The 13469-nt window shown below is 71.2% G+C and carries 13 protein-coding genes and 1 tRNA gene; 13 read left to right on the top strand and 1 reads right to left on the bottom strand.

The window, feature by feature from the left end:
• The first annotated feature begins 90 nt into the window (after window positions 1-90).
• The 7 genes from IEX22_RS13715 (at window position 91) to IEX22_RS13685 (ending at window position 7181) form a co-directional block, all read left to right on the top strand.
• Entirely contained in the window at window positions 91-1749 is a 1659-nt protein-coding gene (locus IEX22_RS13715; protein WP_188668962.1) for an SDR family oxidoreductase, read from the top strand.
• A gap of 129 nt (window positions 1750-1878) precedes the next feature.
• Window positions 1879-2748 carry a phage holin family protein gene (locus tag IEX22_RS13710; protein WP_188668961.1) on the top strand — a complete coding sequence of 290 codons (870 nt, stop codon included), beginning with the start codon at window positions 1879-1881 and terminating at the stop codon, window positions 2746-2748.
• Window positions 2749-2799: 51 nt separating this feature from the next.
• Window positions 2800-3417 carry a CDP-alcohol phosphatidyltransferase family protein gene (locus tag IEX22_RS13705; protein WP_188668960.1) on the top strand — a complete coding sequence of 206 codons (618 nt, stop codon included), beginning with the start codon at window positions 2800-2802 and terminating at the stop codon, window positions 3415-3417.
• A complete protein-coding gene (locus tag IEX22_RS13700; protein ID WP_229660045.1) occupies window positions 3407-4336 on the top strand; it encodes a DMT family transporter in 930 nt (309 codons plus the stop codon). The genes IEX22_RS13705 and IEX22_RS13700 overlap by 11 nt, the downstream gene beginning before the upstream one ends.
• Before the next feature lie 124 nt (window positions 4337-4460).
• Complete coding sequence (locus IEX22_RS13695; RefSeq protein WP_229660044.1) at window positions 4461-5657, top strand: glycosyltransferase; 1197 nt, start codon at window positions 4461-4463, stop codon at window positions 5655-5657.
• A gap of 81 nt (window positions 5658-5738) precedes the next feature.
• Window positions 5739-5812, top strand: a tRNA-Ile gene (locus IEX22_RS13690).
• 181 nt (window positions 5813-5993) lie between these two features.
• On the top strand, window positions 5994-7181 hold the full coding sequence (locus IEX22_RS13685) for an acyl-CoA dehydrogenase family protein (RefSeq protein WP_188668959.1): 1188 nt from the start codon (window positions 5994-5996) through the stop codon (window positions 7179-7181).
• A gap of 94 nt (window positions 7182-7275) precedes the next feature.
• Here IEX22_RS13685 and IEX22_RS13680 read toward each other — a convergent pair whose 3' ends face one another.
• Entirely contained in the window at window positions 7276-8022 is a 747-nt protein-coding gene (locus IEX22_RS13680; protein ID WP_306464463.1) for a M23 family metallopeptidase, read from the bottom strand.
• Between the two features lie 518 nt (window positions 8023-8540).
• On the opposite strand from IEX22_RS13680, the gene rpsB reads away from it, so the two are divergent.
• From rpsB to IEX22_RS13650, 6 genes are all read left to right on the top strand, one after another.
• Window positions 8541-9485 carry a 30S ribosomal protein S2 gene (gene rpsB / locus IEX22_RS13675; protein WP_188668958.1) on the top strand — a complete coding sequence of 315 codons (945 nt, stop codon included), beginning with the start codon at window positions 8541-8543 and terminating at the stop codon, window positions 9483-9485.
• Between the two features lie 146 nt (window positions 9486-9631).
• On the top strand, window positions 9632-10468 hold the full coding sequence (gene tsf, locus IEX22_RS13670; protein WP_188668957.1) for a translation elongation factor Ts: 837 nt from the start codon (window positions 9632-9634) through the stop codon (window positions 10466-10468).
• A gap of 143 nt (window positions 10469-10611) precedes the next feature.
• Complete coding sequence (gene pyrH, locus IEX22_RS13665; protein ID WP_188668956.1) at window positions 10612-11355, top strand: UMP kinase; 744 nt, start codon at window positions 10612-10614, stop codon at window positions 11353-11355.
• Window positions 11356-11454: 99 nt separating this feature from the next.
• Window positions 11455-12012, top strand: a complete 558-nt coding sequence (gene frr, locus IEX22_RS13660) for a ribosome recycling factor (RefSeq protein ID WP_188668955.1) — start codon at window positions 11455-11457, stop codon at window positions 12010-12012.
• Window positions 12013-12993, top strand: a complete 981-nt coding sequence (locus IEX22_RS13655) for a phosphatidate cytidylyltransferase (protein ID WP_188668954.1) — start codon at window positions 12013-12015, stop codon at window positions 12991-12993.
• Between the two features lie 83 nt (window positions 12994-13076).
• The coding region (locus IEX22_RS13650) for a DivIVA domain-containing protein (RefSeq protein ID WP_188668953.1) at window positions 13077-13469 on the top strand (393 nt) is incomplete at its 3' end.

Genomic DNA, 13469 nt, shown 5'->3' with positions numbered 1-13469 from the left:
TAGTCGGAGCCACCACGACGGTGCCCGCCCGGCGCCGGATCCGGGCAGGAGGATCTCTCCATGATCGAGAGGACCGCGTAGTGTTGCGTCATGGAGCGCCTCAGCGATGCCCGCCCGGCCGACGTCACGGGTCACGACCAGACCGGTCAGGACACGTCCTCCGATCGGCAGCACCATGTCCTCGTCACCGGGTCCACCGGGTACATCGGCGGGCGCCTCGTGCCCCGGTTGCTGGCCGCCGGCCACCGCGTCCGCGTGCTGGTCCGCAACGCCGACAAGCTGCTGGACGTGCCGTGGCACGACGACGTCGAGATCGTCCAGGGCGACCTGTCCGAGCAGCGCGACACCGAGCGCGCCTGCGCCGGCGTCGACTCCGTCTACTTCCTGGTCCACTCGATGTCCTCCGGCAAGGACTTCGAACGCACCGAGGCCGCGATGGCCGGCATCATGGCCCGGTCCTGCGCCGCCGCGGGCGTGGAGCGGGTGATCTACCTGGGCGGCCTGCACCCGACCGACGTCGAGCTCTCCCCGCACATGCGCTCCCGCGCCGCCGTCGGCAAGGTCCTGCTGGACGGCCCCACCGACGCCGTCGTCTTCCAGGCCGGGGTGATCATCGGCTCCGGGTCCGCATCCTTCGAGATGGTCCGGCACCTGGCCGAGGAACTGCCCGTGATGCCGGCCCCGTCGTGGGTGCGCAACCGCATCGAGCCGATCGCGGTCCGGGACGTGCTGCACTACCTGCTGCACGCCCTCGACCTGCCCGAGGGACTGAACCGCACGTTCGACATCGGCTCCCGCGAGGTGCTGACCTACGCCGCCATGATGAACGGCTACGCCACCGCCGCGGGCCTGCCCCGCCGGGTGATCCTCGCCCTGCCGCTGCCCGCCCCGCGCCTGGCCGGCTGGTGGGTGGGCATGGTCACGCCGATCCCGATGTCCATGGCGTTCCCGCTGGTCCAGTCGCTGCAGCACGACGCGGTCAGCGCGGAGCACGACATCGACGACTACATCCCCGCGCCGCCGGACGGCCTGACCGGGTACCGGCGCGCCGTCGAGCTGGCCCTGTTGCGGATGCGCGAGAACGAGGTGGAGACGACGTGGGCCGGCGCGAGCGGTGCCACCCACGACGCCGATCCGCTTCCCTCGGATCCCGACTGGGCCGGCCACAAGGTCTACGTCGACGAGCGCACCCACCACTGCGACGCCGCGCCCGAGTACGTGTGGCGGGTGATCGAGGGGATCGGCGGGAAGAACGGCTGGTACTCCCTGCCGCTCGCCTGGGCGGTGCGCGGCTGGATGGACAAGTTCAGCGGCGGCGTGGGCCTCTCCCGCGGCCGGCGCGACCCCCAGCGCCTGCACACGGGCGAGGCCGTCGACTGGTGGCGGGTCGAGCACATCGAGCGCGGCCGGCTGCTGCGACTGCGGGCCGAGATGAAGGTCTCCGGCAAGGCGTGGCTCGAGCTCGAGGTGCGCCCCGACGCGGAGGAGACCGGCGACTCGGCCGGAGCGGATCACGAGGGCGGCAGCACCTACCACCAGCGGGCGATCTTCTTCCCCAAGGGCCTCACCGGCCGCGTGTACTGGCTGGCGATCCTGCCCTTCCACGGCGTGATCTTCCCCTCGATGAGCCGGAACATCGGAGCCGCGGCCGCCCGGCTGCAGCAGGCCGCCCGGCGCGACGACGCCGGCGACGACCGGCCGGCGACGGCCGCGGACGGCGCCCTGACGGGGACTCCCGCCACGCGCTGACCGTTCGATCACCGGCCCGGTCGGGCGATGACCGGGCACGATGAGGCACCCCCTTGCCCGGGCAGACCGTCAGCCGGTGATACTTTTGACCATGATCCAGGGTCAGGACGAACGGACGGAGCAGCAGCGATGAGTCACCAGGCCACCCCCCGCACCGGCAACTCCCGATCACTGGGGGGGATGACCACGGTCATGTCCCGCCTCGTGCCCAAGCAGCTCGCCGACGAGCTCAATCTCGCGATCCTGGAGATGAAGGCGAAGGGCATCCAGGTCGGCATCGCGGCGGCGTTCTTCGTCGTCGGGCTGGTCTTCCTCGCCTTCCTCGTGATCATGCTGCTGATCGCCCTCGTCTCGGGCGTCGCGAACTGGTTCAACTGGGGCATCTGGCTGGCCGCCCTCGTGGTCGGGGCCGTCTTCCTCGTCATCCTGGCGATCGCGGCGCTGGTCGGGCTGTCCCGGTTGAAGAAGGCGATGCCGCTCAAGCCCGAGCAGGCGATCCGCGGCGTCAAGTACGACATCGGGGTCCTCAAGGAGGGCCGCGATTTCGACGAGCGGACCCTGGACGCGCAGAAGACGCCCGAGCAGCGGGCCGAGGACGAGCGCAAGAAGCAGGCCAAGGAGCAGGAGAAGGCGGCGAACCCGCCGGCCACCGAGCACGAGCTGAAGACCCGCACGGGTCAGCGCCGCGCCCACTTGGCGAACCTGCGCGACGACCTCGGGCACAAGGTCGACGTCAAGAGCCAGTGGCAGGCGTTCAGCGGCCGTGCCGTCGCCCGGGCCGAGTCCTTCTCCGACGACGTGGCCACCCGGCTGCATGCCAGCTCCGGCAGCGTCAGCGGCACCGGCCCGCAGACGTCCGCCACCAACCCGGCCGGCGCGCCGCGCACGGCCGGCGAGCCCGCCGAGACGTTGCGGGATCGCTGGGTGCCGCTGAGCGTGTTCGCCGTCTCGAGCGGCGCGTTCGCGGTGTTCGTGCGCCGGCTCGTCAAGAAGCTCTGACCCATCCACCCCGCGCCCGGCCGGGCGTGCCCTGAGCGTGCCGGAGGGACCATGCGGTTGACCAGCGCCGGCGCCGCCGTCCCGGGACGGGCGCCGGTCGTGGACCGGTTCTGGACGGTGCCGAACGTCATCACGCTGGTCCGGTTCCTGCTCGTCCCGGTGTTCTTCGCGCTCATGGTGGCGCAGCGGTTCGGCTGGGCCCTCGCGGTCCTGGCCGTCCTCGGAAGCACGGACTGGGTGGACGGATTCGTGGCGCGGCGGCTGGGGCAGGTGTCCCGGGTCGGGATGATCCTCGATCCGCTCGCGGACCGGCTCGCCCTGATCATCGTGGCCATCGCGTTCGTCGCCTCCGGGATCGCGCCCCTGTGGCTGATCCTGGCGATCCTCGTGCCCGACGGGGTGCTGCTGGTCGTCTCGCTCGTCCTGTTCCGCAATCACCCGGACCTGCCGGTCAGCCTGATGGGCAAGGCGCGCACCGCGATCCTGCTGGTCGGGGCGCCGCTGCTGCTGCTGGGCCACCTCAGCCTGTTCGCGGGCACGCCGGTGACCGCGGTCGCCCTCGTCCTGCTCGGTCTCGGCTGCGTCTGCCATGTCGCCGCCTCCGCCGGATACCTGTGGTCGATGATCCGCAAGTTCCAGAGCCGACGGATCGTGGACCGTGAGGCCTGAATACGTCATCGCCATCGCGTGCGCCCTCGCCTCGGCGGTGTGCCTGGCCTACGGGAGCCAGCGGCAGGGCAGCGCGGTGCAGGCCCAGACCGGCGGCCTCTCCCTGCACGGCAGGGGCGCGATGCGCCTGCTGGCCAATCCGCGGTGGGTGCTCGGCACGGTGCTGATGGGCCTCGGCATGGGCCTGAACATCGCGGCCCTGGCCAACGCCCCCTTGATGATCGTCCAGCCGCTCGGCGCCGTCGCCCTCGTCATCACCACCGTGGTCAACGCCCGGGAGCAGAACCTCAAGCTCAACCGGGTGACCATCTTCTCCATCGTCCTGTGCATGTTCGGCAGCACGCTCTTCGTGCTGATGGCGCTGCTGATCACCAACCCGGCGCACGAGGGCACCACGGCGCAGGAGCTGACCACGTGCCTGCTGCTCGCCGTGGTGCTGCTGATCTTCGGGTCCCTCGCGGTCGGATTCCGCGGCCGCCTCAACGCCTTCATCTACATCGTGGGCGCCGGCGTGCTGTTCGGGTTCGTCGCCGTGCTCTCGCGGCTGCTCTTCACCCACCTGTTCGCGGGCGGCGGTGTGCACCTGCTGGGCGTGCCGGTGTACCTGTACATCGCCATCGTCGCCGCCGGCGGTCTCGGCATCTGGTTCGTGCAGAGCGCCTACTCGCACGGGCCGCCCGACCTGGTCATCGCGGGGCTCACCGTGATCGATCCGATGGTCGGCATCGGCATCGGGATCGCCATCCTGGGGGAGGCGCGGGCGAACCCGCCCGCCCTGGTGGCGATCGCCATGGTCATCGCGGCCGTCTCGGCCATCGTCGGCGTCGTCATGCTCTCGCGCTACCACCCGGACGTGATCAGCCGGAAGGCCGAGAAGCGGCACGCGAAGAACGCGGCGGCGGACCGCACCGGCGGCTGAGCCGGCGTCCGGGTCCCGCCGGAGGCGCGTCAGCCGAGCCGCGCGCCCGCCCTCTGATAGCGTCGCGGGTGACCCCGGGCCGGACGCCCGCGGCGGCCCCGATCCCCACCAGGAGCTCTTCCCCGTGACCTCAGCGCCCAGCGACGGACCGCTCAAGATCCTCATCGCCGCGGACACCTACCCGCCGGACATGAACGGAGCCGCACGTTTCTGCCAGCGGCTCGCGCAGGGCATGCTGGCCCGCGGGCACGAGGTCCACGCGGTGGCCGCGCGCAACGACGCCGGCCCGAGCTACGCCGGGATCGAGGACGGCGTCGTCGTGCACCGGCTCCGGTCCCACAAGGCCCCCACCCACCCGTACTACCGGCTCTGCCTGCCGTGGGAGATCAACGGCGAGGTGCGGCGCATCCTCGAGGAGGAGCGGCCCGACGTCGTGCACGTGCAGTGCCACTACATGATCGGCAAGTCCTTCGCGGACACGGCCGCGAAGCTGGGCATCCGGCTGATCGCCACCAACCACTTCATGCCCGAGAACCTGGACCCGTTCCTGCCGTTCCCGCGCTGGTTCCTGGACATCGTCGCGAAGAACTCGTGGCGGGACATGGGCAAGGTGATGGGGCAGGCTGCCGTCGTCACCACCCCGACGCCGCTGGCCGCGAAGGCGATGCACGACCACGCGTTCCTGCGCCAGGTGCTGCCCGTCTCCAACGGCATCGACGCCGCCAAGTACGAGCAGCTCGCGGGCGAGGAACTGGAGTCGCCGGCGCACCCCACCGTGCTCTTCGTCGGCCGGCTCGCGCAGGAGAAGCACGTCGACGTCCTGATCGACGCGGTCGCGAAGCTGCCGGCCGGCCTGGACACCCACCTGGAGATCGTCGGCGACGGCGAGGTGCGGCCGGCGCTGGAGGCGAAGGTGGCCGAGGTGGGCCTGGGGGACCGGGTCCGGTTCCTGGGGCTCGCCTCCGACGAGGAGCTCCGTCGCGCGTACCTGCGGGCCACCGTGTTCTGCCAGCCGGGCACGGCCGAGCTGCAGTCGCTGGTCACACTCGAGGCGATGAGCGCGTCCAAACCCGTGGTGCTCGCGGACGCGATGGCGCTGCCGCACCTGGTGGACGAGGGCCGCAACGGCTACCTGTTCCGGCCGAACGACAGCACGGACCTCGCCGACAAGCTGCGTCGCATCCTCGAACTGCCGGAGCAGGAGCGGCTGAGCCTCGGCAAGACGAGCCGCGAGATGGTCAACAAGCACGACCTCGGGGTGACCCTGGACACCTTCGAGGCGCTCTACCGCGGCACCGACTACACCGCGCTGACCGTCTGACCGTACCGTCCGCCGGTCAACCCGCCCGTCCGCCGGGCTGCGCCTAGGATGAGGATGCTCCGGCTCCGGCGCGGGAGCGAGGGGGCCGTAGCTCAGCTGGTCAGAGCAGAGGACTCATAATCCTTTGGTCGTGGGTTCAAGCCCCACCGGCCCTACCCTTCACGGCTCCGGCCGCCGTCTCGGCGACCGGAGCCGTGCCGCGTCCTCGGCCTTTCCTGTTCCGCACACAGCTGGCATAATCGGCCATTGTTACTGAGTAGTAACTTTCAGCAGCGATGGCCCGCCGACGCCGGTCGGCCACCGCGAGACACCCGACTCGAACAAGGCAGGCACGCGATGGCCCACGACGTCGATCCGACCAACCTCCCCTACGCGGACGGGGACTTCCTCCACTTCGAGGACCTCCTCAGTGCCCAGGAACGGGTTCGCCTGAAGGAGGTCCGCGAGTTCCTCGACGCCGAGGTGCGGCCGATCGCCCGCGACGCCTGGAACGCCGCCGAGTTCCCGCATCACCTGATCCCGAAGCTGGCCGAGCTGGACATCGTCTCGCCCGTGCGCCGGCTCGGCTACTCGCCGCTGCTGGCCGGGTTCATCCACGCGGAGTTCACCCGGGCCGACACCTCGATCGCGACCTTCATGGGCGTGCACGACGGCCTGTTCACCGGCTCCATCGAACTGCTCGCCTCGGAGGAGCAGAAGCAGGCCTGGCTGCCGGACATCTACGCGATGAAGAAGATCGGTGCCTTCGGGCTGACCGAGCCGCTCGGCGGTTCCGACGTGGCCGGCGGCACCCGCACCACCGCCGAGCGGCAGGGCGACAGCTGGGTGCTCAACGGCGAGAAGCGCTGGATCGGCAACGCGACCTTCAGCGACTGGGTGGTCATCTACGCCCGCGACGTGGCGGACGACAAGGTCAAGGCCTTCCTCGTCGACACCTCCCGTCCCGGCTACTCCGCCACGAAGATCGAGAACAAGATCTCCCTGCGCACCGTGCAGAACGCCGACATCACCCTCGCGAACGTGGTGGTGCCGGACGAGTTCCATCTGGCTCACGGCAACAGCTTCCGCGACACCAACAAGGTGCTGCGCTCCACCCGCATCGGGGTGGCCTGGCAGGCGGTCGGGCAGCAGATGGCCGCGTTCGACGTCGCCCGCAAGCACGTCGTCGAGCGGCACCAGTTCGGCCAGCCGCTGGCCGCGAACCAGATGGTCCAGGACCAGCTCGCCACCATGCTCGGCAACGCCATGGCCTCGATGGGCCTGCTGGTCCGCGTGGCCCAGCTCGAGGCGAACGACCAGGCCACCGAGGAACACGCCGCACTGGCCAAGACGTTCGCGTCCGCCAGGATGCGCGAGACGGTGGCGATGGGCCGCAGCCTGCTCGGCGGCAACGGCATCGTCGTCGACTTCGAGATGGCGAAGATCTTCGCCGACGCCGAGGCGATCTACACCTACGAGGGCACGCAGGAGATCAACAAGCTGATCACCGGCCGCTCCGTGACGGGCATCTCCGCCTTCGTGTGATCCCACGTCGCACCCCTCGCGGGCCGGCCCGGTCCGGCCGGCGGCGGACCCCTCGTCCGCGTCCTTCCCCCGCGCGACGGCGGCTGTCCGCCGATCACCGACCACGCCCCGGGGAGAGGGGCAGCAGGACCGACGGTCTCCGGTCGAGGATCAGGCTGAGCGGGTCGACGTAGTCCTCCCCGAGCCGGACGCCCCAGTGCAGGCAGGTGGCGGGCGAGCAGTGGGAGGGGCCGGCGATCAGGTGGCCGACGACCTGGCCGGCCGCCACGCGATCGCCCCGCTCGACCGCCGCGGTCACCGGTTCGACGCTGGTGCGCAGACCGTCGGCGTGGGCGATGGTCAGCACCGGGCGATCGACCACGACGCCGACGAACACCACGGTGCCCGCCGCGGGGGAGTGCACGGGTGCACCCGGCGCGCCGGCGAGATCGACGCCACGGTGACCCGCCGACCACCGCTGTTCCGGCGCGTCGAACGGCCGCACGAGCAGTGGTCGGGGACGCAGCGGCCACTGCCAGCCGCGGGGTGCGGGGGTCGGCATGGCCGCCACCGACGTCGCCGTCGTCGCCGCGGCGTCGGCCGGTACGGCGGCGGGGGACAGACCCAGCAGGCCCGCGAGCAGCACGACGCTCACCGGGGCACGATGCCGCGTCACTCCGATGGCGGCCCGGTCGCTGCGCCGGGCGGCGGGGGTGGCTCCGTCCGCGGCGGTCGACCCGGACCCGCTCGTGTCGGCATCGTTCGTGCCGCATTCCCGGGACCCGTTCTCGGCGATCGGCCGGGGACCATCGAGGTGCAGCCGGCCGATCGCGCACTGCCGCGGTCCCATGTCGGTTCTCATGGGCCGACCCTGCCCGACGACGGCGCGCCCCGGAGGTCCGCGGTGGTGCGATGGGGACAACGGGTGATCGCATTCGGACTGGGGAGGGAGAAGACGCCGTGGGGGAAACAGCGCCATGGCCCGGTCATTCCCGGTGTGTCGTGGGACGGGGCTCGGGCACACGCCGGACCCGCGTGGATCCCATCCGACCCATGGCCGGCACCCGGCCCACCGGCCGCCGCCGCGGACGCGAGCGCTCAGCGGCTGCGGTAGACTGGTGCCAGCAGCCGAGTGTCCTCGGCTGACTACGCGTGTCCGCGCGCAGACGTCGACGGTCGCCGGTTCCCGGTGGCCCTGACCGACGGTTCCTCCCCACGGTCCGGATGAGAGTCCGGTCGGGAGGTCCACGGTGATCCACCGTCCCGGGCACCAGGAGCGACCGCCCGCCGGGCGGCCCGGACGCACGTCCGGGAGCGATCAACCGTCAACAGGCAGCGCAGACAGGCCGGAGGGCCGCCGCTGCCGGAAGGAGTGTCGACATGCCCGTCGTCACCATGCGCCAGCTGCTGGACAGCGGCGTTCACTTCGGTCACCAGACCCGTCGCTGGAACCCGAAGATGAAGCGTTTCATCTTCACCGAGCGCAACGGCATCTACATCATCGACCTGCAGCAGTCGCTGTCCTACATCGACCGCGCCTACGAGTTCGTCAAGGAGACCGTCGCGCACGGCGGCACGATCCTCTTCGTGGGTACCAAGAAGCAGGCCCAGGAGGCCATCTCGGAGCAGGCGACCCGCGTGGGCCAGCCCTACGTCAACCAGCGCTGGCTGGGCGGCATGCTGACCAACTTCCAGACCGTCTCCAAGCGGATCTCCCGCCTCAAGGAGCTCGAGGAGATCGACTTCGACGACGTCGCCGCCTCGGGCCGCACCAAGAAGGAACTCCTGCTCCTGCAGCGCGAGCACGAGAAGCTCGAGAAGACCCTCGGCGGTATCCGCAACCTGGCGAAGACCCCGTCCGCGATCTGGATCGTCGACACCAAGAAGGAGCACCTGGCGGTCGACGAGGCCAAGAAGCTGGGTATCCCGGTCGTCGCGATCCTCGACACCAACTGCGACCCCGACGAGGTCGACTTCCCGATCCCGGGCAACGACGACGCGATCCGCTCCGTCAACCTGCTGACCCGCGTGGTGGCCGACGCCGTCGCCGACGGCCTGATCCAGAAGAACAACCGCGCGGCCGGGCGGGACGGTGCCACCGGCGCCGAGGAGCCCATGGCCGAATGGGAGCGCGAGCTGCTCGAGGGTGCCCAGGCCCAGCAGTCGGAGACCACCTCCGAGGCGGCCGCGGACGTCGAGGTCGCCGAGAACACGGTGACCGAGCCGGCCGACGCCGCCGCGGCCGACACCGAGACCGAGGCCACCGAGGCTCCGGCCGCGTCCACCGAGGCCGCCCCCGAGGCGACCGAGACCCCGGCCGAGTGATGACCGCGGGCTGACGCCCGCGGTTGCTCATCGATCCACCGGCGGCACTGCCGCCAGACTGCGGACCGCACTTCATCGGGGCGGTCCGCAGTCACGACTGGGGCCGCCACCCGAGCGGCCCGCACCGATCAACCAGAGGAGATGTCATGGCGAACTACACTGCCGCCGATATCAAGGCACTGCGCGAGCGCACCGGCGCCGGCATGCTCGACGTCAAGAAGGCGCTGGACGAGGCCGACGGCGATGCCGCCAAGGCCATGGAGATCATCCGTGTCAAGGGCCTCAAGGGCGTCACCAAGCGCGAGGGCCGCTCCACTGCGGAGGGCCTGATCGCCGCCCGCGTCGAGGGCAACGTCGGCGTCATGGTCGAGGTCAACTGCGAGACCGACTTCGTGGCCAAGGCCGCCCCGTTCGTCGAGTTCGGCACCAAGGTCCTCGAGGCCGCCATCGCCTCCGGCGCGACCGACCTGGACACGCTGCTCGCCGCCGAGATCGACGGCAAGCCCGTGTCCGAGCAGGTCACCGAGGCCGGCGCCCTGCTGGGCGAGAAGGTCCAGGTCCGCCGCGTGGTGCGGGTCGAGGGTGCCACCGTCGACGCGTACCTGCACAAGACGTCGAAGGACCTGCCGGCGCAGGTGGGCGTCCTCGTCGCCGTCGACGGCACCGGTGAGGCCGCACAGGCCGTCGCCCACGACGTCGCCGTGCACACCGCCGCCATGGCCCCGACCTACCTGAGCCGCGACGACGTGCCGGCCGAGACGGTCGAGAACGAGCGCCGCATCGCCGACGAGACGGCTCGCGCGGAGGGCAAGCCCGAGGCCGCGCTGACGAAGATCGTCGAGGGTCGCCTCACCGGGTACTTCAAGGAGGTCGCCCTTCTGGATCAGCCGTTCGCGAAGGACTCCAAGAAGACCGTTGGTAAGGTTCTCGAGGAGGCCGGCACGACGGCCGTGGGCTTCGCCCGCTTCCGCGTCGGCGCCTGAGCGCTCGGCCTCCCACCAGCAGCAGTACCCGGTCCGCCGCTGAGGCGGCGGACCGGGCCACGCGTCGACGGGGGTGGTCACCTGGATGCCCGGGTGACCACCCCCGTCGTCGCGTCCACCGTGAACCCGGAAGGCAGGCGCCCATGCAGACTCGCAACGCTGACCACGACCACGAGCCCGACGGCCGCCGCCGGCGGGTGCTGCTCAAGCTCTCCGGCGAGGTGTTCGGCGGGGGACGGATCGGTGTCGACCCGGCCACCGTTCGCGGTGTCGCCCAGCAGATCGCCGAGACCGCCGGCAAGGTGGAGGTGGCCATCGTCGTCGGCGGCGGCAACTTCTTCCGCGGTGCCGAGCTCTCCCAGGAGGGCATGGACCGCTCCCGCGCGGACTACATGGGCATGCTCGGCACCGTGATGAACTGTCTGGCCCTGCAGGACTTCCTCGAGCAGGCCGGCGTCGAGACGCGCGTGCAGTCCGCGATCACCATGGGCCAGGTCGCCGAGGCGTACATCCCGCGGCGGGCCATCCGTCACCTGGAGAAGGACCGGGTGGTCATCTTCGGCGCAGGCGCCGGCCTGCCGTACTTCTCCACCGACACCGTCGCCGTCCAGCGCGCGCTCGAGGTGCACGCCGACGTCGTGCTCGCCGCCAAGAACGGGGTCGACGGCGTCTACACCGCCGACCCCCGGAAGGACCCGACCGCGGTGAAGCTGGACCGGCTGACCTACGACGAGGCGCTGCGACGGGACATCCGGGTGATGGACCAGACCGCGTTCAGCCTGTGCAAGGACAACGGCATGCCGATGCTCGTCTTCGGGATGGAAGGCGCCGGCAACGTCTCTCGCGCGATCCTCGGCGAGGAGATCGGCACCATCATCACGGCCTGAGGTGGGACAGCCGCGCGGCGCACCCGGCGCCGGCCGGTGCCCCGCGCTGGATAGGATGACGAACGAGACGATGAGAACGACGACGCTGAGGAGACGCGCGTGATCGACGACACTTTGCTCGAGGCCGAGGACAAGATGGACAAGGCCGTCGAGGTGGCCAAGGAGGACTTCGCCTCCGTCCGCACCGGCCGCGCGAATCCCTCGCTGTTCGCGAAGCTGACGGTCGACTACTACGGGGCTCCCACCCCGCTGCAGCAGCTCGCGTCGTTCCAGAACCCCGAGGCGCGCACCCTGCTGATCACCCCCTACGACAAGGGGTCCCTCAACGACATCGAGAAGGCGCTGCGCGCCTCCGACCTCGGCGCGAATCCGGCCAACGACGGCAACGTGATCCGCATCGTGATGCCCGAGCTGACGGAGGAACGCCGCCGGGACTACATCAAGTTGGTCCGCACCAAGGCCGAGGAGGCCAAGGTGTCCGTCCGCAACATCCGCCGCAAGGCCAAGGACGACCTGGACAAGCTGGTCAAGGACGGCGAGGTGGGGGAGGACGAGGGGTCTCGTGCCGAGAAGGAACTCGACGCGGCCACGAAGCGGCACACGGACTCGATCGACGAGCTGCTCAAGCGCAAAGAGACCGAGTTGCTGGACGTCTGAATGAGCGACCTCCCGACGCCGGACGGGCCGGGGTCGCACCCGGCCGGTCCCGCGCCCGGGTCGCCGGTCCCGGCCGCCGCGACGACGGCCACACCCGGCCGGGGGATCCGCCGCTTCAGCCTGCTCCCCCCGGCGCACGGCCGCGCCAACCGGACGGCCCGCAAGACGCCGTCCCGGGCCGGCCGCAATCTCCCGGCGGCGATCGCCGTGGGGCTGGCCCTGCTCGGTGTGCTCATCGTCGGGCTGTTGTTCTCGCCCCTGCTGTTCACCGGCATCGTCGGGGCCTTCACCGTCGTCGGCGTCATCGAGTTCGCCCGGGCGATGGCGTTCCGGCAGGTGCTCCTGCCGCGGGTCCCGGTCGCCATCGGTGCCGCCGCGCTGCCCTTCGCCGCCTACCTGGGCGGCCCCGAGATGCTCACCCTGGCCTACGTCGGCGCGTGCCTGCTCGCGGTGCTGTGGCGTGCGCTCGATCCGCGGCCCGGAGCGCCGGCCGCGGCCCGGGCAGGCGTGCTCGCCCTCACGTGGATCCCGCTGATGGTCAGCTTCGCCCTGCTGCTGCTGCGCACCGACGCCGGACCGCTGAAGCTGATCACCATGCTGCTGCTGGTGGTCGCGAACGACACCTTCGGCTACATCGTCGGGGTGCTGTTCGGCCGTCACGCGATGGCCCCCCGGGTCAGTCCGAAGAAGACCTGGGAGGGATTCGGCGGGTCGATCGTCGGGGCGGCCGTGATCGGGTTGCTCTGCGCGACCCTGCTGCTCGGTCAGCCGTGGTGGGTCGGCCCCATCATGGCCGTCGCCACGGTCGGAGCCGCGACGCTCGGCGATCTGGCAGAATCCATGGTCAAGCGCGAGGTCGGGATCAAGGACATGGGCACCATCCTGCCGGGACACGGTGGAGTCATGGACCGGCTCGATTCCATCGTTCTCGCCTCGCCGGTGGCATTCTTGATGTTCGAACTGCTGATGCCGCAGTTGTGACTCCCCGGCGCTGATCCGCCGGACCGGACACGACGTGGGGCCACCCCCGGGCCACCCGCCCGGGCTCGGAAAGGACACGGCCGATGAGCGTCACGGGGGAGTCCGGCCCCGCCGCGACGACGGCGGACGCGCCGGGCGTCCCGCGGTCGACAGATCCGGACACGACGGGCGCGGCGCACGCGTTCACCCGGGTGCCCCACCGTCGCCGCGGCTACCACCCCGCCCAGGTCGACGCCTTGCTGGCCCGCGTGCGGCAGGCGTGGGACGACGATGCCGCGGACGCGCCGATCGGCAGCGGCCACGTACGCGACGCGGTATTCGCCCTCGTCCGCGGCGGGTACGACGCCCAGGAGGTCGACGCGGAGCTCGACCGGCTCGAGGACGCCTTCGCCCGGCGCGAGCGCGCCGACGCCGCCGCCACCCGCCGACCCGACCAGGCCCCCGCCGTCATCCGCGCCCGGCTCGCGCGCGGCGCC

Origin of the sequence: Tersicoccus solisilvae (genome assembly GCF_014643255.1) — a bacterium.
Classification (GTDB): Bacteria; Actinomycetota; Actinomycetes; order Actinomycetales; family Micrococcaceae; genus Tersicoccus; species Tersicoccus solisilvae.
The sequence above is the reverse complement of the archived record's forward strand: the minus strand, read 5'-3'. Positions and strand labels throughout refer to the sequence as shown.